The organism is Ruegeria sp., from assembly GCF_040830605.1.
Lineage (GTDB): Bacteria > Pseudomonadota > Alphaproteobacteria > Rhodobacterales > Rhodobacteraceae > Ruegeria.
Window position 1 is genome coordinate 43824 of sequence record NZ_JBFOMD010000012.1, and the last position, 20179, is coordinate 64002.

The 20179-nt window shown below is 62.3% G+C and carries 16 protein-coding genes; 8 read left to right on the plus strand and 8 right to left on the minus strand.

Features of this window, described 5'->3' with window-relative positions:
- Window positions 1–58: 58 nt before the first annotated feature.
- From AB3N21_RS16935 to AB3N21_RS16945, 3 genes are read left to right on the plus strand one after another with little or no spacing between them, the layout of a single operon-like run.
- Entirely contained in the window at window positions 59–1267 is a 1209-nt protein-coding gene (locus AB3N21_RS16935) for a multidrug effflux MFS transporter (RefSeq protein ID WP_367936328.1), read from the plus strand.
- Between the two features lie 53 nt (window positions 1268–1320).
- Window positions 1321–2985, plus strand: coding sequence for a hypothetical protein (locus tag AB3N21_RS16940; protein ID WP_367936329.1), 1665 nt, complete (start codon window positions 1321–1323; stop codon window positions 2983–2985).
- Window positions 2982–3659, plus strand: a complete 678-nt coding sequence (locus tag AB3N21_RS16945; RefSeq protein WP_367936330.1) for an SH3 domain-containing protein — start codon at window positions 2982–2984, stop codon at window positions 3657–3659. The genes AB3N21_RS16940 and AB3N21_RS16945 overlap by 4 nt, the downstream gene beginning before the upstream one ends.
- Here the strand turns inward: AB3N21_RS16945 and AB3N21_RS16950 are convergent.
- From AB3N21_RS16950 to AB3N21_RS16960, 3 genes are all read right to left on the minus strand, one after another.
- Window positions 3656–4702, minus strand: a complete 1047-nt coding sequence (locus AB3N21_RS16950) for a DUF3616 domain-containing protein (protein ID WP_367936331.1) — start codon at window positions 4700–4702, stop codon at window positions 3656–3658. The two genes, AB3N21_RS16945 and AB3N21_RS16950, sit on opposite strands and share 4 nt — an antisense overlap.
- Window positions 4703–4791: 89 nt before the next feature.
- The gene (gene mfd / locus AB3N21_RS16955) at window positions 4792–8250 is read right to left on the minus strand and encodes a transcription-repair coupling factor (protein ID WP_367936332.1); all 3459 of its coding nucleotides are present in this window, start codon (window positions 8248–8250) and stop codon (window positions 4792–4794) included.
- A gap of 21 nt (window positions 8251–8271) precedes the next feature.
- Entirely contained in the window at window positions 8272–8796 is a 525-nt protein-coding gene (locus AB3N21_RS16960; protein WP_367936333.1) for a component of SufBCD complex, read from the minus strand.
- Between the two features lie 123 nt (window positions 8797–8919).
- Here AB3N21_RS16960 and hemB point away from each other — a divergent pair, with 123 nt between their 5' ends.
- The 4 genes from hemB (at window position 8920) to AB3N21_RS16980 (ending at window position 13820) form a co-directional block, all read left to right on the plus strand.
- The gene (gene hemB / locus AB3N21_RS16965) at window positions 8920–9918 is read left to right on the plus strand and encodes a porphobilinogen synthase (RefSeq protein ID WP_367936334.1); all 999 of its coding nucleotides are present in this window, start codon (window positions 8920–8922) and stop codon (window positions 9916–9918) included.
- A gap of 143 nt (window positions 9919–10061) precedes the next feature.
- Window positions 10062–10634 carry a YSC84-related protein gene (locus tag AB3N21_RS16970; protein WP_367936335.1) on the plus strand — a complete coding sequence of 191 codons (573 nt, stop codon included), beginning with the start codon at window positions 10062–10064 and terminating at the stop codon, window positions 10632–10634.
- Between the two features lie 193 nt (window positions 10635–10827).
- On the plus strand, window positions 10828–13290 hold the full coding sequence (locus AB3N21_RS16975; protein ID WP_367936336.1) for a penicillin acylase family protein: 2463 nt from the start codon (window positions 10828–10830) through the stop codon (window positions 13288–13290).
- A 128-nt stretch (window positions 13291–13418) separates the two neighbouring features.
- Window positions 13419–13820 carry a nuclear transport factor 2 family protein gene (locus AB3N21_RS16980; RefSeq protein WP_171176376.1) on the plus strand — a complete coding sequence of 134 codons (402 nt, stop codon included), beginning with the start codon at window positions 13419–13421 and terminating at the stop codon, window positions 13818–13820.
- Here the strand turns inward: AB3N21_RS16980 and hflX are convergent.
- The 4 genes from hflX to trkA form a co-directional block, all read right to left on the minus strand.
- The gene (gene hflX, locus AB3N21_RS16985; protein WP_367936337.1) at window positions 13817–15088 is read right to left on the minus strand and encodes a GTPase HflX; all 1272 of its coding nucleotides are present in this window, start codon (window positions 15086–15088) and stop codon (window positions 13817–13819) included. The two genes, AB3N21_RS16980 and hflX, sit on opposite strands and share 4 nt — an antisense overlap.
- Window positions 15088–15327: an RNA chaperone Hfq gene (hfq, locus tag AB3N21_RS16990; RefSeq protein WP_027260655.1), complete on the minus strand. Its 240-nt coding sequence runs from the start codon at window positions 15325–15327 to the stop codon at window positions 15088–15090. The genes hflX and hfq overlap by 1 nt, the downstream gene beginning before the upstream one ends.
- A 134-nt stretch (window positions 15328–15461) precedes the next feature.
- On the minus strand, window positions 15462–17000 hold the full coding sequence (locus AB3N21_RS16995; RefSeq protein ID WP_367936338.1) for a TrkH family potassium uptake protein: 1539 nt from the start codon (window positions 16998–17000) through the stop codon (window positions 15462–15464).
- Window positions 17000–18376, minus strand: a complete 1377-nt coding sequence (gene trkA / locus AB3N21_RS17000; RefSeq protein WP_171176370.1) for a Trk system potassium transporter TrkA — start codon at window positions 18374–18376, stop codon at window positions 17000–17002. The genes AB3N21_RS16995 and trkA overlap by 1 nt, the downstream gene beginning before the upstream one ends.
- 97 nt (window positions 18377–18473) lie before the next feature.
- Here trkA and AB3N21_RS17005 point away from each other — a divergent pair, with 97 nt between their 5' ends.
- Complete coding sequence (locus tag AB3N21_RS17005; protein WP_367936339.1) at window positions 18474–18953, plus strand: hypothetical protein; 480 nt, start codon at window positions 18474–18476, stop codon at window positions 18951–18953.
- Between the two features lie 48 nt (window positions 18954–19001).
- Here the strand turns inward: AB3N21_RS17005 and AB3N21_RS17010 are convergent, their stop codons facing one another.
- Complete coding sequence (locus AB3N21_RS17010) at window positions 19002–20177, minus strand: MFS transporter (RefSeq protein ID WP_367936340.1); 1176 nt, start codon at window positions 20175–20177, stop codon at window positions 19002–19004.
- Between the last annotated feature and the right edge of the window lie 2 nt (window positions 20178–20179).

The window sequence follows — 20179 nt, forward strand, 5'->3', positions numbered from 1 at the left end:
AATTCCATCTGGCCCTGCTCGTCTGTGCGTGATAGCGCGAGCAGGTAAGGAGACCCCAATGGCAAACCGCATGTCCAAGGGCGAATTCATCGCGCTCATTGCGATGATGTTCGCCACGATTGCCTTTTCGATCGACTCGATGCTGCCTGCGCTGCCCGAGATCGGCGCGCAGCTCAGCCCCGATGACGTGAACCGGGCTCAGCTGATCCTGACCTCGTTCGTGCTGGGCATGGGGATCGGCACCTTCTTCACCGGCCCGCTGTCTGACGCGTTCGGGCGCAAGCCGGTGATCTATGCAGGCGCAAGCCTTTATATCCTTGCCTCTGCCGTGGCTTGGGCCAGCTCATCGCTGGAACTGGTGCTTGCTGCGCGCATCGCGCAAGGTTTAGGTGCCGCGGGCCCGCGCGTGGTGGCCATGGCCATCGTGCGCGACCTTTATGCCGGGCGGGAAATGGCGCGGATCGTCTCGATTGCCATGATGATCTTCACGCTTGTTCCGGCCATCGCTCCGATGCTCGGCGCGGGCGTGATCGCCTTTGCCGGATGGCGGGGCATCTTTGTCTCGTTCATGCTGTTTTCGCTCATCTCCATCCTGTGGATGGGCCTGCGGCTGCCGGAATCCCTGGCTCGCGAGAACCGGCGCCCGATCCGGCTGCCGCTGATGCTGGGTGCTGTGCACGAGATGTTCAGCCATCCCACCGTGCGCCTGTCGATCATGGTGCAGACGCTCTGCATGGGCACGCTGTTCACCATGCTGACCATGGTGCAGCCGGTCTATGATGTGATCTACGACCGGGCCGACAGCTTTCCGTTCTGGTTCGGTTTCGTGGCGCTGATATCGGGTTCCGCCAGCTTGCTGAATGCCGCCGTCGTCGTGCGCGTGGGCATGCGCCGGATGGTGACATGGACACTGGGCGCGCAGATCCTGATCACCTCGACCGTGATCACGCTCAACGGGCTGGAGCTGTCGGCGGCCGCGTCCTTTGCCCTGTTCGTGGCCTGGCAGACCTCGATCTTTTTTATGGCGGGCACCACGCTGGGCAATCTGAACGCCATGGCGATGGAGCCGATGGGCCATATCGCCGGTATGGCCGCCTCGGTCATCGGCGCGATCTCGACCGTGCTGGCCGCTGCCATCGCAGCCCCCGTCGGGTTGCTCTTCGACGGCTCGCTAACGCCTTTGACGTCGGGCGTGCTGACCATGTGCGTGCTGGCTTTTGCGCTGATGCTGCATATGGGTCGGATCGAGGCGCGCCTGCCCGCCTGATCTGTCCCGGCGACCCGGAATCGCCTACTCTCCCGCGAGAGGGGAGAGATTCCATGGGCGATTACTACGATCTGGGCAGCCACACCTGCCCCGTCACCACCCGGTCCGACACCGCGCAGATGTGGTTCGACCGCGGCCTGATCTGGACCTATGGCTACAACCATGACGAGGCAGTGCGCTGTTTCGAACAGGCGCTCGAACACGACCCCGATTGCGCTATGGCCCATTGGGGCATCGCCTACGCCATGGGTCCGAACTACAACATGCCTTGGGAGCTGTTCGACACCTCGGGCCGCGCCAAGGCGCTAGCCCGGGCCTATGACGCCACGCAAGAGGCGCTGGCGCTAGTCGAGTTCTGCACTCCGGTGGAACAGGCCCTGATCCGCGCCCTGCCCGCCCGCTACCCGCAGCGCGATCTGGCCGAGGACATGCACGCCTGGGATTACGATTTCGCCGACGCCATGCGCGCCGCCTTTGCCGAACAGCCCCGGCATCTGGATCTGCGCAGCGTTTATGCCGAAAGCCTGCTGAACCTGACGCCGTGGAAGATGTGGGATCTGGCCGCGGGCCAACCCGCCGAAGGCGCAGCCACGCTTGATGCGCAGGAAGTACTCGAAACCGCGATGCAAAACGACGTGGCAGCGATGTCGCATCCGGGCCTGCTGCATCTCTATGTCCACCTGATGGAGATGTCGCCCACCCCCGAAAAGGCCCTGAAAGCGGGTGATGTGCTGCGCACTTTGGTGCCTGATGCCGGGCATCTGGTGCATATGCCCACCCATATCGACGTGCTTTGCGGCCAGTATCAGAACGTGGTGCACTGGAACCAGAAAGCCATCGAGGCGGACCTGAAATATTACGAGCGCGAGGGCGCGTTCAACATCTATACCGGCTATCGCCAACACGATTATCACTTCGTCATCTACGGCGCCTTGTTTCTCGGCCAGATGGAACCGGCCCTGCGCGCCAATCAGGGTATCTGGGACACCACGCCTGAGGACATGCTGCGCATCGAAAGCCCGCCCATGGCCGATTTCTTCGAAAGCTACATGGCGATGGGCCCGCATATCCTGATCCGCTTCGGACGCTGGGACGAGGCGATGGCGCTGGAACCGCCCGAGGACCCCGACCTTTACCGCACGGTTACCGCCACAACGCATTATGCCCGCGCCATCGGATTTGCCGCGACTGGACGGGTGGAGGAGGCCGAGGCCGAGGAGCAGCTCTTTCTCGCCGCCAAGGAACGCGTGCCCGACACCCGGCTGCTGCACAACAATCGGGTCATCGACCTGCTGGCCATCGGACAGGAAATGCTGCGGGGCGAGATCGAGTACCGAAAGGGCAATTTCGACGCCGCCTTCGCCCATCTGCGCCGCTCGGTCGACCTAGACGACACGCTGCCTTATGACGAGCCCTGGGGCTGGATGCAGCCCGCCCGTCACGCGCTTGGAGCACTGCTCTTCGAACAAGGCCAGGTGGCCGAGGCCGAAGCGGTCTATCGCGAGGATCTGGGCCTTGGCGGCCAGCTCAGCCGCGCCACGGTTCACCCGGATAATGTCTGGTCTCTCAAAGGCTTGCGCGATTGCCTGAAGGCCCGTAACGATACGGTCGAAATCGTCCAGATCAAACAGCGGCTGGATCTTGCACTGGCCCGGGCCGACCGTGCCGTCGGTGCCTCATGCTTCTGCGCTCAGGCCGCGATGAAGGCTGCTGAATGAGACTGCCATCCGCACTGGTCCTTGCCCTCGCCGCCCTGCCCGCGCAGGCCGAACGCCTCTCCCTGACGCCGGTGGATCAGGCCGACCGCGACCGGTCGCTGGTGGAGTTCCGCACAAGGCTTCTCGGCGACATCACCGCGCGGGATATCGACGCAGTTGTTGCCGCCGCCTGCCCGGATATCTACCTGAGCCATGGTGGCGACGGCGGTCCGGACGAGTTGCGCCACAACCTGACCCTGCCTCCTGAAACGCTGGCCGATGAATTCCGCGATCAGGCCGACGAGATGCGTGAGGCCTATTGGACCGCCCTGCAAGACACTCTGTCGGCCCCGGGCTATTTCGACGATCAGGGCGAGTTCTGGATGCCGTTCCAGTGGCAAATCCGCCTGCCGGCCTCGGTCGATCCTTTCACTGCATATTTTGTGACTGGAACCCGCGTGACCCTGCGCGCCGATCCGAGTGCCGATGCCCGAATTTTGGACCTGATCAGCCATGAGGTGGTGCTGATCGACGCGTATAACCCGGATGCCGAATACCAGAAAGTCAAGCTGACCGATGGCACCAACGGCTACATGCATCGCGACTTTCTTTGGTCGATGGTGGGCTATCGCGCCGCTCTGGCCAAATCGCCGGACGGTAAGTGGCAGCTTTGCACCTTTGTCACCGGCGACTAGGGGAATTCGTAGAAATGCGGCGCGCCATTTGGCGGGCCGTCAAAGAAGATCAGAACGCCCTCGTCGCCCATCGGCAGAATGCCTTCGGCCTTCCAATCTTCGTCCGGCAAATCCAACGTCATGACTGCCTCGGCGGTCAGTTGTCCTGGTGTCCAGCGATGAATTGAAAACTCTCCAACCCGATGCGGGCTGGGTTGATCGCAAATGGCTTTGTTGCCTGCTCCCACACCCGAATCCCCGATCAAAAGGATCATCTCGTCACCCACAGCTTCCATCCCGCGAATTCCGCGCCCCGGCGGCCCATCAACGGCCACATGATGCAACTGCGCACCCGAAAAATCACCGTTTTCCAGCGCATCCAAAGTGAACTCGGCAACCTGAACGCTTGCACTGTTCTCGCCAGTGAATGGCGCCCGAAAACCGACGAATATGGTTGAGCCTTGCGCTGCAATCCCTTCTATATTCAAGCCATTTTTCTGAAGAGGTTGATCGAACGATTGCTCCAGTGTCTCGAACTGCTCGAACAATGGCTCCAGAGACTGAGACTGATCTGTCAGCGGTTGCCGGGTACCGATCAGATCCCCGGTTACCTCGCCCCAGAAAATCCTTAGGCTGCGATCCGGCGATTTGCAGCTTTTGCGACCCCGTGAATGCGAGCCCACGGTGATCAGAATGTTGCCCATCGCCGTCAGACCTTCGAGATCGAAATCCCTGAGTTCCCTCTTGGGTTTGTCCTTGGTCTCGGCCAGATAAAGCCGCTGCCCGATGGTGATGCGGTCATTCTCCAGCGCGAAGACCTGCGCAAATCTTCCCTCGTCGGCCACGGCAAGACACAGCCCGGTCTCCATGCACACCGCACCGCTGACATTGACCGAAGCGCCCAGAACAACCTCGCCGTCTTTTTCATCATACTCTTCGAAAATCCCGATTGTTTTCAGCGCAGTGGGCGGCTCTGCGAAGACGGAAGAGGAGACCAATAATAGGCTTACAAGCAATACGCGCATTAGAATTTCCTTCGATCCAGTGAGCGAGGGATTTGTCAATCATAGCACGATCTCGGGTCCGGCGCACCGCCGCACCAAGACAAGGCCCGCAGCGTGCGGGTTCAATTTCGTCAAAACCCGACGTGCGGCTACGCCGTCTTGGACGCCTTGCGCTCGGCCAGCACTTTTTCCGCCAGATCGCGGGCGATGGCGAAGGCGCCCTTGATCTTGTCGCTGTCCTTTTTCCAGTCGCGACGTACAACGATCTTGTTGTCCTTGACCTTCGCAAGCCCACGCTGGTTCTGGATGAACTCGACCAGCCCTTGCGGCGAGGCAAACTTGTCATTGTGAAACTGAATGGTCGCGCCCTTCGGCCCGCCATCCAGCTTTGCAATGCCCGCCCGTTTGCACATGGCTTTGATGCGCACGACCAGCATCAGAGTGTTCACCTCTTTCGGCAAAGTGCCGAACCGGTCAATAAGTTCGGCGGCAAATCCTTCCAACTCGACCTTGGTTGAAAGCGAGGACAGACGGCGATAGAGCCCCAGACGCACATCCAGATCGGGCACGTAATCCTCGGGGATCAGGACCGGCACACCCAGATTGATCTGCGGCGCCCATTGGTCGTCGGCATCGCTCAGCCCCTCCATCTCACCGGCTTTGATCTTGGCAATCGCCTCTTCCAGCATCGACTGATAAAGCTCATAACCCACATTGCGCATCTGGCCTGACTGTTCTTCGCCCAACAGGTTACCTGCGCCGCGAATATCCAGATCCTGCGATGCCAGCGTGAACCCTGCCCCCAGCGTATCGAGCGAGCCCAGCACGCGCAGACGTTTCTCGGCAGCAGGCGTCAGCCGCGCGCGGGGTTTGGTGGTGAGGTAGGCATAGGCACGGGTTTTCGAGCGCCCGACCCGGCCCCGGATCTGGTAGAGCTGCGCCAGCCCGAACATGTCGGCCCGGTGTACGACCATCGTGTTCGCCGTCGGAATATCCAGCCCGCTTTCCACAATCGTCGTGGCCAGCAGCACGTCGTACCTGCCGTCGTAAAAGGCGTTCATGCGGTCATCGAGCTCACCCGCCGCCATCTGGCCATGGGCGACAACGTAAGTCAGTTCGGGCAGCTGATCTTTCAGGAATTCCTCGATCTCGGGCAGGTCCGAGATACGTGGCACCACGTAAAAACTCTGCCCGCCCCGGTAATGTTCACGCAACAGCGCCTCGCGGATGGTGACGGTGTCGAACTCGCTGACATAAGTACGGATCGCCAGCCGGTCGATGGGCGGGGTGCCGATGATCGACAGGTCCCGCACCCCGGTCAAGCTGAGCTGCAGGGTACGCGGAATGGGCGTTGCGGTCAGCGTCAGCACATGTACGTCCGAGCGCAGCTGTTTCAGCCGCTCTTTGTGGGCCACGCCGAAATGCTGTTCCTCATCGATGATCAAAAGGCCCAGATTGTTGAACCGTATCCCCTTGGCAAGCAGTGCATGAGTGCCAATCACAATATCAATCGTGCCGCGCGCGAGCCCGTCGCGGGTCTGCTGAGCTTCCTTGCCCGAAACAAAGCGGCTGAGCTGACGAACCTCCAGCGGAAAACCCCGGAAACGGTCCTTGAAGGAGGCGGCGTGTTGGCGAGCCAGCAGCGTGGTGGGCGCGACGATGGCAACCTGCACGCCGGACATGGCGGCGACGAAAGCGGCGCGCATTGCGACCTCGGTCTTGCCGAAACCGACATCGCCGCAGATCAGCCGGTCCATCGGCGCGCCGGAATGCATGTCCTCCATCACCTCGGCAATGGCACGCAGCTGGTCGTCGGTCTCCTGATAGGGGAAGCGGGCGCTGAACTCCTCCCACGCATGCGGCGGCGGGTCCATGATCGGCGCCTTGCGCAAGGCACGCTCGGCGGCGATGCGGATGAGCCGGTCGGCCATCTCGCGAATGCGCTCTTTCAATTTGGCCTTCTTGGCCTGCCATGCGCCACCGCCGAGACGGTCCAGAAGTCCTTCGTCATGGCCATATTTCGACAACAGTTCGATATTCTCGACCGGCAGATAAAGCTTTGCTTTTTCAGCATATTCCAGCAACAGGCATTCATGCGCAGCCCCCGCTGCGGTCACCACCTCCATCCCCTGATAGCGCCCGATGCCGTGATCCACATGCACCACCAGATCGCCGGGGCTGAGCGATTGGGTCTCGGTCAAGAAATTCTCGGCCTTGCGGCGTTTCTTCGGCTGCCGGATCAGCCGGTCGCCTAGCACGTCCTGTTCCGAGATCACCGTCATGTCCGGCGCCTCAAACCCGTGCTCCAGCGCCCAGACCGCCAGATGCAGGCCACGCTTGCCAATGCGGTTGCCCTTGCTGACCGGGATTGCCTCGGCAAGCCCCTCATCCTCGATAAGCCCGGTCAAACGCTCACGCGCACCTTCAGAGTACGAGGCGATCAGCACGGGCCCCTTGTCGAGCCGCCCCTTGACGTGGTCTGCCAAAGCACCAAAAAGGCTGATGTTCTCCTGCTGACGTTCAGGTGAGAAATTGCGTCCGATCCGCCCGCCGGCGTCGATCACACCAGGCCCCGAGGCCTGCGACAACGGGTTGAACTGTAGCACCCGCCGGTCGGCAACCGCCTGTTCCCAAGCCGCATCATCCAGATACAGCAAACCGGGCGGCGTCGGTTTATAGACCGTATCCATGCGCGAACGGTTTTCCAGCGCCAGCCGCCGCGTCTCGTACTGATCGGCAATGCTCTCCCACCGTGCCAGCCGGGCGGGCGTCATCTGATCATCCAGCGTGATCGTCGCCTCGGGCAGATAATCGAACAATGTCTCAAGCTTTTCGTGGAAAAACGGCAGCCAGTGCTCGATCCCCTGATGCTTGCGCCCGGCGCTCACGGCCTCATAAAGCGGATCGTCTGTACCAGCCGCGCCGAACTCGATGCGGTAATTCTGGCGGAACCGGGTGATGGCCGCGTCATCCAGAATGACCTCGGAGACCGGCGCCAGTTCGACCACCTCCAGCTTCTCGGTGGTGCGCTGCGAAACCGGATCGAACCGCCGCGCACCGTCCAGCACATCACCGAACAGGTCCAGCCGCACTGGGCCGCTTTCGCCAGGCGGGTAGATGTCGATGATGCCGCCCCGGATCGCATAGTCGCCGGGCTCCATCACCGTCGGGCTCTGACTGAAGCCCATGCGCACCAGAAAGGCGCGCAGCGCTTCTTCGTCGATGCGGTGATCGACACGCGCGGTAAAGGCCGCCTCGCGCAGCACCTCACGCGCTGGCACCCGTTGAGTCGCCGCATTGAGCGTGGTCAGCAGCACGAAGCGCTGTGGCATCTGGTGCACCAATGCGGCCAGTGTCGCCACCCGCGCCGCCGAGATATCGGCATTGGGCGACACCCGATCATACGGCAGGCAATCCCAGCCCGGAAACACGAAGACCGGCATATCGGGGGCGAAAAAGGCAAGCGCCGCCCGCATCGCCTCCATCCGCTTGTCATCGCGGGCGACATGGGCCACCGGACCGCCCGAGCGGGCGATCTCGTTCAGGATCAGCTGCGCGTCAAACCCCTCGGGGGCGCCGCCGACCGTTACGTGGTTTGCAGCCGTCATCACCATGCCCTCAGTTCAATCCTAGCCGAGCGGACCAATCACCAGATTCTGATACATGCCCCAGAGAGACGTCACAAAGATCGAAACCATGCCGATCAATTGCGTGTAGACCCGGCAGCGCAGCAGCAGTTTTGCGATTGGGTCAAGCTCCGCATCCGCTGCCCTGAGTTTGCGGGCCAGCGACAGATTCAGCAGCCCCACAATGGACATCGGAAACGCAAGAAGAAACACCGCCTGGGCAAACTCGATACCATAGTAGAACCCCAGCATCGCCAGCCCCGAAAGCAGAAAGCAGGAAATCGCCAGCAACCACGTTCCCGAGACCTCGACGATATAGAGCAGCCGGTTGGTGTTGATGCGCACGATATCCAACAGATCGGTCTCAGCCTGTCCGCCGACCCTGCGGGCGCGCTGGATCATGTCATAAGGAACCCCGAGCACCCAGTGGCTGGCCGACGACCAGACCACGGCCAGAGCGATCCAATACCAGAGGTTGGAAAAGCTCCGCATGTCGATCAGTTCGAAAATCGAGGAATACCAGTCCAAGCACCCTGCCCCTGTGTCTTACGGTCTCTTTTGCGTTCTACCCATCGCGCGCGGCTATTGGTACCCTTGAGGCCGAACGCAATCCATGCCACCCAATGCGCGAATGTGCAAGGAGAGCGCGCCATGAAACCGACCGTCGCCCCCTATCCCAAGGCCCGCTTTCGCCGCGCCCGGCAGTCAGGGGCGATCCGGGCGCTTGTGCGGGAAAACGAGCTGAGCGTGAACGACCTGATCTGGCCCATCTTCGTGCGTGATGGCGAGGGGATCGAGGAACCCGTGCCATCGATGCCCGGGGTGGTGCGCCGGTCGGTTGACCTCATCGCCAAGGCAGCCGTTGAGGCGCAGGCGCTCGGCATCCCGGCGATCTGTATCTTTCCCTATACCGACGCCAGTTTGAAAACCGAGGATTGCGCCGAGGCCTGGAACCCCGAGAACCTCTCCAACCGCGCCATCCGCGCGATCAAGGAAGCGGCACCGGATATCGCGGTGATGACCGACGCGGCGCTCGATCCCTATAACATCAACGGCCATGACGGCTATGTCGTGGATGGTGAGATCCTCAATGACGCCACCGTCGAGGCGCTGGTGAAGATGACGCTGGCGCAGGCCGAGGCCGGGGCGGATATCATCGGACCCAGCGACATGATGGACGGGCGCATCGGCGCCATGCGGCGGGCACTCGAGGCAGCCGGACACCACAACGTGATGATCCTCAGCTACGCCGCCAAATATGCCAGCGCCTTTTATGGGCCATTCCGCGACGCGGTGGGCGCATCCGGCGCGCTGACGGGCGACAAGAAGACCTATCAGATGGACCCGGCCAATTCGAACGAGGCGCTGCGCTTGATCGAACGCGACCTGACCGAGGGTGCCGATATGGTGATGATCAAGCCGGGGATGCCCTATCTCGACATCTGCCGCCGGGTGAAAGACACCTTCGGCGCGCCCACCTATGCCTATCAGGTCTCGGGCGAATATGCGATGATCCGGGCGGCTGCGCAGAATGGTTGGATCGACGGAGAAAAAGTGATGCTGGAGAGCCTGATGGCCTTCAGGCGTGCGGGCTGTGACGGGGTGCTCACGTATTTTGCGCCCGCAGTGGCGCGAATCCTGCAGGGCTGAGCCCTCAAATCCTCGCGAGTTTCCGCCGATATCTTACTGAAAAAAGGCAGCTTCCCCGTGACAGGCCGCCGCATTCGGCGTATTCTTGCGACCAAGACCGGGCAAATCCGGCACAATCAGGCACATATACAGAGAAAAGATACATGAGCAGTTCCCAAACACCCCGACTGACCCGTCGCGGCTTTGCCTTGGGCATGGCCGGGCTGAGCTTTACCGCCGCCTGCGGCAACGGCGTCGGCAACTCCAACGCAGCCACCATCGACGCCCGTGTCGATGCGACGCTGAATGAGATGTATTCCAAATATCCCAACACGATCGAGATTGCCGAGAAAGCCTCGGGCATGCTGGTCATGCCGCTGGTCACCGAGGCCGGGTTCGTGTTCGGCGGCAGCTACGGCCGTGGCGCCCTTCGCATCAACGGCGTGACCGTGGACTACTACTCGGCCGTCAGCGGCAGTGCGGGTCTGCAGATCGGTGCACAGCAATACGCGCATGTACTGTTCTTCATGACTCAGGACGCGCTGAACGGCTTCCGCCGCTCCAGCGGCTGGACCGCAGGTGCCGATCTGGAATACGTGGTCAGCGACCAGGGCGACTCGTTGACAGCCGATACCAACACACTGCGGTCACCGGTTCTGGCCGCTGTGTTCGGACGCGCGGGCCTGCGCGTCGGCGCCACGCTGGAAGGCATCAAATATACCCGTATCATCCCCTGAAGATGCTCGGGCGGTCGCCACAGTGCACCGCCCCTCAATCCTCTTGCCCCAAATATCCCCGCCGGAGGCACGGCGCCGTAGGCGCGGTTCAAGCGCCTTGCGCAAAGATCACGCCACGGTGCCTCTTTCGCATCCCGACTGCTTCAACTAAATTGCGCACATCTTTCAGCCATAAGAACAAAACGGGGCGTTGATGGGTCTTCTTTTTCGCTGGCTAATGCGCATTGCCGTCGGCCTCGTGATGCTTGTTGTGGCGGGTGTGCTGCTGGTCTACTTCCTTGCCAGCCAGTCGCTGCCTGACTACAATCAGCGGGTCGAGGTTCAGGGCCTCAGCGCCCCCGTCGAGATCGTGCGCGACAATGCCAACGTCCCCCATATCTTCGGCGAAAGTGACCCGGACGTATTCTTTGGTCTGGGCTATGCCCATGCGCAGGACCGGCTATGGCAGATGAACATGCTACGCCGGACCGTGCAGGGCCGCCTGTCCGAGATCTTTGGTGAGCGCACCGTGCGGATCGACAAGCTGCTGCGGCGGCTCGACCTCTACCGCCTTGCCCTGCAATCGGTCGAGGTGCAGGACGACTACACCAAGGTCGCGCTCAAGGCCTATGCGGCTGGCGTCAATGCCCGGCTCGCCGAGATCAACGAAAAGGCACTGGGTCGCGGCGCGCCCGAAATGTTCCTGTTCAATACTCCAGTCGCGCCCTGGCAGCCCGGTGACAGTCTAGCCATCATCAAACTGATGGGTCTTCAACTGTCAGGCCATCTTGAGGAAGAGGTTCTGCGGGCCAGAACCTCGCTGATGCTTGACGATCCGGAACGGCTGATGGACATCCTGCCCGATGTGCCCGGCGCTGGCATCGCTGCGCTGCCGGAATATGCCGCGCTGTTCCCGGACCTGCCACGCTATGCCGCCAGCCAGGCGATGCCCGACACGCCCCTGTCGCCCTTCCCCCGGCGCGGGCTGGCCGGAGCCTCGAATGCATGGAGCGCTGCACCCTCCCGCTCGGCCAGCGGTGGTACGCTCTTGGCCAACGATCCGCACCTGGGCTTTACCGCCCCAGCGATCTGGTACCTGGCGCGGCTGGAGCTGTCCAAGGGTGGCGTCATCGGCGGCTCGATCCCCGGTGTGCCCGCCATCATGGTCGGGCGCAGCGACCGGCTGGGCTGGGGCCTGACCTCATCTTACATGGACGACCAGGACCTTTTTATCGAGCGGCTCAACCCCGAGAACCCCGAGGAATACCTGACCCCTGACGGCTACAAGCGGTTCGAAACTCGCCCCTCGATCATCGAGATCAAGGACGCCCCGCCGATCACACTGACCCTGCGCTGGACCGAGAACGGGCCGGTGCTGCCCGGCAGTCACTACAGCCTCGACACCATCACCCCACCGGGCCATGTGGTCGCGCTGTCCTGGACCATGCTCAGCCCGCGCGACACCTCGATGACCGCGTCGATGGCGCTGATGCGGGCCGATGACGTGCGCAGCGCGATCAGGGCCGCCGAGGATTACATCGGACCATCGCAAAACCTGTCGCTGGCCGACCGCGAGACCATCGCGATGAAGACCATCGGCGCAATGCCCAAACGTGATCCCCGGCATCAGAGCAAGGGACGCCTGCCCAGTCAGGGCTGGCGTGCCGAGAACCGCTGGCAGGGTCGCGCGTCTTATGCGGCCAACCCGGCCTTCGTTTCTCCGGTGGGCGGGCTGCTGGGAAACACCAACAACAAGACCGTCGACCGCCCTTTCCCCAACCATGTCTCATACGCCTGGGGCGACACCCAGCGGGTTCAGCGGTGGGAGAAACTGATGCAGTCGCGCGAGGTGCATACCCGCGACAGTTTCATCGAGGCACAGCTCGACCCGGTGAGTTTCACCGCCCGCTCGCTACTGCCGCTGATCGGCGCGGACCTGTGGTTCACCGGCGAGGCCGCGCCCGAGGGCACGCCCGAGCGCCAGCGCCAGATCGCGCTGGACCTGTTGGCAGAGTGGAATGGCGAGATGAACGAACATCTACCCGAACCACTGATCTACGCCGCCTGGTTGCGCGCCCTGCAAAAGCGGCTGATCGCGGATGAGTTGGGGCCGCTGGCCAGCGAATTCAAACATGTCGAGCCCTTGTTCATCGAGCGGGTCTACCGCGACATCGACGGCGCCTCGGTCTGGTGCGACGTGCGTCAGAGCGCGCCTGCCGAGACCTGCACCGACATGGCCCGGCTGGCGCTGGACGACGCGCTAATCTGGATCGCGGAGCGTTATGGCACCGCGCTGGAATCGCTGCGCTGGGGGGATGCGCACCAGGCGACCCACGATCACCCTGTTCTGGGCGAGGTTCCAGTGCTGCGCTTTTTTGTGAACATCCGACAATCGACCAGCGGCGGCGACAACACCCTGCTGCGCGGCCGTACCTCCGGCGAGTCTCCGGACCCGTTCCAGAACGTGCACGGCGCGGGCTATCGCGGGGTCTATGATTTCGCCGACCCGGACAGCTCTCTGTTCATCACGTCGACCGGTCAATCGGGGCATTTTCTGTCGCGCTACTATGACGATATGGCCCAGCTCTGGCGGCGCGGCGAGTACATCCCGATGTCGCTGGACATGGAACTGGCCCGGGCGGCGGCGGTTGGTGTTACGCAACTCGTTCCCCGCTAGACCTCACTCCTCCGACACACCTCGCGCGACGCGCGTGTTACCGCGCACGCGCGGCGCGATTAGTGGACGCTGCGCCCCGATGTGGCATATTCTTGGCATGTGCCGACACACCGCACGGAGGGGGCCTCATGGCCAGCGATCAAGACATTCTGCACAATCTGGCCCGCGACTATGCCTTGGCCTGGTGTTCCGGCAACCCGCAAGAGGTTGCTGGTTTCTACACCCGCGACGGCCAGATTGCCGTCAATCACGGTGAGGCGCAGACCGGCCACGCCGCGGTTGCCGAACTTGCGCGCGACCTTCATGCCACCTTTCCCGATCTCGACATGAGCTGTGACATGATGCGCAAGGCCGGAGATCATGCGATCTTTGTCTGGACCTTCGAGGGTCACCACAGCGAAACCAAAAATCACGTAGTCATGCGGGGGTGGGAAGAATGGGAACTGGGTCCCGACTACAAAGTGCTGTCATCCCGGATCTGGTTCGACCCGGCAGAGTATCAGCGCCAGATTGACCGGCCCGCAGGTTAAAGCGCCGCGAATTTCGCCTCTTGCCTTGCGGTCCACAGAACGGTGATTTCGAACCCTTGCTCGGTCTGCTCTTCGCTCTTCACAACATCCTGACGGAACAGCCACGCGCGGCGGCGGCCGTCGGAAAACCCGAGTTGCAGCACGCTTTGGTGCCGCACGCCCTGCAATTTCTCGGCAATCGCCGCCAATAGCGCGTCCAGCCCCTCGCCCGTCACGGCCGAAATCGCATGAATCGCTGGATCGCGCCCGGCGCGGGCGTCGATGGCGGCGCGTTCGTCGCCATCGAGTTGGTCGATCTTGTTCCAGACCTCTAGCCGGGCGCGATCCTCATCGACCCCCAGCGAAGTGAGGATCGTCTCAACATCTTGCGCCTGTGCCTCTGTTTCCTCGTGGCTGATATCACGCACATGTACGATCAGATCAGCGTCCAGAACCTCTTCCAGCGTGGCGCGAAACGCGGCCACCAGTTCGGTCGGCAGGCTTGAGATGAAACCCACCGTGTCCGACAGGATCACCTCGGGCCCGTCCGGCAGCTCCACCCGCCGCATGGTCGGATCGAGCGTAGCAAAGAGCATGTCCTTGGCCATCACCTCGGCTCCGGTCAGTCGGTTGAACAGGGTCGATTTCCCAGTATTCGTATAGCCCACCAGCGCCACGATCGGATAAGGCACCTTTGCACGCGCCTTGCGGTGCAGCTCGCGCGTCTTGATCACCTTCTGCAACTGACGGCGCAGGCGGACGAGTTGGTCGTCGATGGCGCGGCGGTCGGCCTCGATCTGGGTTTCGCCCGGACCACCAACAAACCCCAAGCCACCGCGCTGACGCTCAAGGTGGGTCCAGGCGCGCACCAGCCTGGTGCGTTGATAGCTCAGCGCGGCCATCTCGACCTGCAGCACGCCTTCGCGGGTCCGGGCGCGGTCCGAGAAGATCTCGAGGATCAACCCGGTTCGGTCTAGGATCTTGACCTTCCACGCCTTTTCCAGATTGCGCTGCTGCACCGGGGTCACCGGCCCGTCGATCAGCACCAGTTCGACATCGGCTTCGCGGAACCGCGCGCCCAATTCCTCGATCTTGCCGCTGCCGAACAAAAGCCCCGGCTGCGCCCGTTGCAGGCGCACAATTTCTGACCCGACCACATCCAGATCGGGCAACGCCGCCGCCAGTGCCACGGCTTCTTCGAGCGCCGGTCCGGGAACGCGGCGCTCGTCATCTGATTTTATCTCGGGATGCAGCACCCAGGCCCGGGTGCGCACCCTGTCATGTTCCATCAAGTGGCGTCTTCGCCCTCATATAGGCTGATCGGCTGAGCCGGCATGATGGTCGAGATCGCGTGCTTGTACACCAGCTGCGACTGTCCGTCGCGGCGCAGGAGCACACAGAAATTGTCGAACCAGGTGATCACACCTTGCAACTTCACGCCGTTGATCAGGAAAATCGTTACCGGAACCTTAGTCTTCCGTACATGATTCAGGAACGCGTCCTGAAGATTCTGTCTGTCCGAAGCCATATTGTTATAATCTCGCCGTTGTTCTTGCTACGCGCTGCGGACCAACGCGCTCCCTCCGGTGGAGTATGGAGTGGCGCGAACGGATATGCCAGACGAAAAAAGCGTTACGCTGACGCTACGTTAACCAGAGTGGGTCAACCGCGCCACAGGGTCGGAGTTATCAGCGCGATGATGGCAAGCGTTTCCAGCCGACCGATCACCATCGCGGCGCAAAGCACCGCCTTTGCTCCGCCATCCAGATCGGTCAGGCGGATAGAAAGATCGGTTGCACTGTCAATGAGCGGACCGGTGGTGGTGAGCGTCGCGATGCTGAGAACCAGCGCCTGTTCAAAGCCCGAGCCAAGCGCGGCGAGGGTCACGCTGATGGCGGCCAGCGACAGCGCAAAGAGCATGAAGAACACCCAGGCAATGAACGCCCCATCACGCTGGATGCGGCGGTTGCCAACGCCCTGACCGCTGATCGACGAGGGGTGGATCAGCCGCTCCATCTCGCGCAGGCCATTGAGATAGAGTGCAAAGACCCGCAACAGCTTGACCCCCCCGGCCGTGGTCGCCACACCGCCGCCAATCACCGCCAGCCCCATCAGGATAAGACCCGGCGTGCCCAGTCCCGACCACTGTCGTGCCTCGCCCCAATTGGCGCTTTCGAACCCGGTGGTGGTCAGAAAGGACAGGACCGTGAAGATGCCGCCCCAAAGCGAGCGCAACCCCTGTTCAGCCGTCACATCCGAGCCGACATCCAGCGCCGCGCCCCAGTTGCGTAAAAGCAGCATCAGCGGCAGGGCGAAGACGATCATCAGGCCGATGCGAAACTCGGGGTCCCGGTCGAGCCGCGCATAGCCGCTGGTGACCGTGTCCGAGGAAAAGGTCAGGCGCGATAGGGCAAAGAACAGGAACAGGAACAGGATCGCCTCGCCGGTGACCCCGGCGGTCGAACCCTCCATTCCTCCCACCGGTGAGATGCCCGAGGTCGCCATCACCGACATCGCGTGGCAGATCGCCGTCAGCCCCTGCTCACCCGCCATCAGCAAGAGTATCCAGATCACCCCGGTCAGCGCTGCATAGATCGGGGCCAGCGTGCGGGTAATGCGCAAAAGCCGTCCGCGCGGGTCGGCCTTTTCGCTCTGCGCGGCGCCCGAGACCGCCCGGCCCGGCTCGCCCTTCGCGGTCACTTCGAACCCGCCCAGCGACAGCGGCGCCAGAATCGCCGAGGCCGCAATCCACATCAGCAGACCGCCCATCCAGCCCACCTGCGCGCGCCACAGATGCAGCGGTGCCGACAGGCGCTCGGGGTCCGGGAACATGTCGGCCCCGGTGGTGGTGATGGCGCTGACCATATCGAAATAGGCGTTGAGAAAACTGGTGGTTCCCAGCGCATCATGAAACGGGATCGCCAGAAAGGCCGGCAAAACCGAATAGGCCGCCATCAGCGCCGCCAGCTGCCCCAGGGTGCCGCGTTTCGGAAACCGGTTCTGCATCGCCAGCGCGATCATGGTGACGATGGTCAGCCCGACGATGCCGGAGTAGAAGAACGACCGCGAGGTCGCATGATCGTCCAGCGCCAGCGCATAGCCGGCAGGCACCCACATGACGATGGACGCGATCCCCCAGAGCAGCAGAAACAGCGGCAGGCGCCGCAACGGTCCGATCTGCTGTCCAGCCTGCCGCGCCATCAGAAAAAGTCGATCGAAACCTGCATGAGCCGCTCGACCTCGGGCACGTCATCGGCCATGGCAAAGATCGCCACCACGTCCTTTTCCTCGATCCGCAGGCTGCCTGTGGGGCGCAGCACTTCATCGCCCTTGCGGACGGCGCCGACAAGAACGCCTTCGGGAAAATCGATGTCGCGCAGCTTCTGCCCGGCCATGGGCGAGGTCGACAACACCTCGGCCTCGATCACCTCGGCCTCGGCATCGCCGATTGAGTAGACCTGCCGCACCCGCCCGTGCCGGATATGGCGCAGGATCGAGCTGACGGTGGTGGCGCGCGGGTTGATGTAGGCGTCGATGCCCAACGGCCCCATCAGCGGCACCATGGTTGGATCGTTGATCAGGGCAATGGCCAGCGGGCAGCCCTCGGACTTGGCGCGCACGGCGGCCAGCATGTTGGTCTTGTCGTCATCGGTCACCGCCAGCATCGCATCCGCCCGGTCGATCCCGGCCTCGTTCAGCAGCGACGAATCCAGCCCGTCGCCATTCAATACGATGGTCCGCTCAAGCGCCTCGGCAGCCCGCTCAGCACAGCGCCGGTCCCGTTCGATGATCTTGGCGCGAATACGCCCTTCTCGCTCTTCCAGCGTCTTTGCGACCTCAAGCCCCACATTACCGCCGCCCACGACGACCACGCGGTCCTGCTTTTTCTGGGTTTTGCCGAAGACCTCCATCGTGCGGTCCACATCCTCGACATTGGCAAAGACATAGCATTCGTCGCCGACAAACAGCTGATCCCCCGGCTCGGGCGCAAACAGCGTCCCCTCGCGCCGGACTCCCACCACGATGGAGCTGAGGGTCGAGAACAGATCGGTGAGCTGCCGCAGGGGCGTGTTCACGATCGGGCAATCCTCCTGCACGCGGATACCCAGCAGCTGCGCCCGGCCTTCCATGAACACTTCGGTGTCAAAGGCGGCAGGCGCCGACAGGCGGCGCATGGCGGCGGCGGCAACCTCGCGCTCGGGGCTGATCACTACGTCGATGGGCAGGTGGTCGCGGCGGTAGAGGTCGGAATGGATCGCTTCGAGATAGGATTTCGCGCGCAGCCGCGCAATCTTGCGCTGGATTGAGAACACCGAATGCGCCATCTGGCAGGTGACCATGTTCACCTCGTCCGAATGGGTGGCGGCAATGATCATATCCGCGTCGTTTGCACCGGCCCGCTCCAGCACATCCGGATAGCTGGCAAAACCCGCGATCCCCTGCACGTCCAGCGTCTCGGTCGCGCGCCGGACCAGGTCCGGATTGTTGTCGACCACCGTCACATCGTTCAACTCACCCGACAGGTGCCGCGCGATCTGCCAGCCCACCTGCCCGGCGCCGCAAATGATGACCTTCATGCCTCTGGCCTTTCTGCCCTGAGGGTTTTGAATGACAGATGCCCCCCAGTCGGTCAATTCAATTGTCAACCGGACACCGCTGGGGCAAGCTGGCAGAATGAAAACCGCATTAGGAATGAGTGCCTTGGCGTTCTGCCTGTCCGCCTGCGCGCCCCTCTCGATCTACTATCGCGAGGGAGAGTCGGTATCGCGGATGCAAACCGAAACCACTCAATGTCAGGTGAAGGCGCTGAAGGATGCGCCGGTGGCCACTCAGATACGTCAGAGCCCGCCGATTTATTATCCCCCGCGCACTTACTGCCACGGACCCGGTCAGTGTTACACGAGACCCGGTTGGTGGGAACCGGGCCGAGTTTATTCGGTCGACGCAAACGCCGGGTTGCGAAAGCGGGTCGAGGCACAGTGCATGGCCCAAAAGGGCTTTCGCCCGGTCAGCCTGCCGCCCTGCCGTCAGAACGTGAAATCACAGGTCACGGCCCAACGCACCACCCGGCTGCCAGCGCTTGCAGGCAATTCGTGTTTCGTCAAATTCGATGATGGGTCGTTTCAGATCATCACACCGACACAGGCTGGCTAGGAGTTTGCGAATAGGGGCATCCAAAGGTTCTGAGGCCACTTTTGACCGCTACGACGCGATTTCGAGCCTCCGCCTGCGCCCCAACCAAACATGCGCTGCAATGGCAGCGAGATAGACCAAAACCACGAAGCCAAACATTCCGGCCTCGCCAGTGCGCCACAATACCGCCAGCAGGATCGGTGTTCCAAGAAGATTGCCAGTGTTGCCCATCTGGGCCATCGCGCCATAGCTCAGCGCCTGCGCCTCGGGCGTGAGGTTAAGCTCGGGAACCGCAGCAAAACTTCCCCCCTGCACCAGTCCCAAAGCCGAGAAAAGCGCGACACACACAAAGGGTAACGGCATGCCCAACAGGAGTAATCCGATCGTCACTATGCTCAAGCCAAATCCGAGGCTAACAACGGTGATACCTGCGGTGACACTCAACAACAGCGGCACGGCAAGCCACGATACAATGATGCCCGCCAAAGGCATGATGCCCGCGATGAGGCCGCGTATGTCCTCGGGCAGCCTGTCCGGCAGGATCGCCAGCAATGAGACAAAAGTCAGCGTGTAAAACAGCCACCCAATGGGCGGGGTCGCAATGAACGGAGATCTATAGGTCTGGCGATGTACGTCGATGAACACGTCCAGACCGAACACGCGCGCGGCCGGGGTTTCGAAATGGATGTTGAGGCGGCATGCGGCCAGCGCGCCTGCAATCAGCAACATCAAGACGCCATGGAGCGTAAAATAGGCCGGCAATCCCAGCACCCTGATGAGGGGCAGTCCGAACCAGGCGTTCAGGGCGAACGCTACGCCAAAGAACGTGCTCCAGAGCACCATCGCCATGTTGCGGCCCCTGCCCCGAGTGATCTGAGACATCAGGGTCGGAGCGGCCACGACGATGGCGAGATGTGACAGGCCTTCGATCACGCGGCTCACCAGCATCATGGGAAAACCGGGAATGGTCGCCTGCCAGAGGGAAATGCCCCCTCCAAGAACAAGACCAGTCAGCAGAAGCCTCATCGGCCCCACCCGGCTTGCAATCGCGCCCGAGAGGGTTCCCAAAATCGCGCCGGTCAGACTGATGATCGACAGCAGCCAACCAAGCGCATCCGCATTACCGGGGTAAAGCCGCCCAACTTCGGCAAACGGAACGGCGATCTTCGCGAACTGGGTTGCGGCGCCGAGACCGGCGAACCAAAGCAGCAAGACCAGGAAAACGGTGCGAAGGGGTTGAGACATAG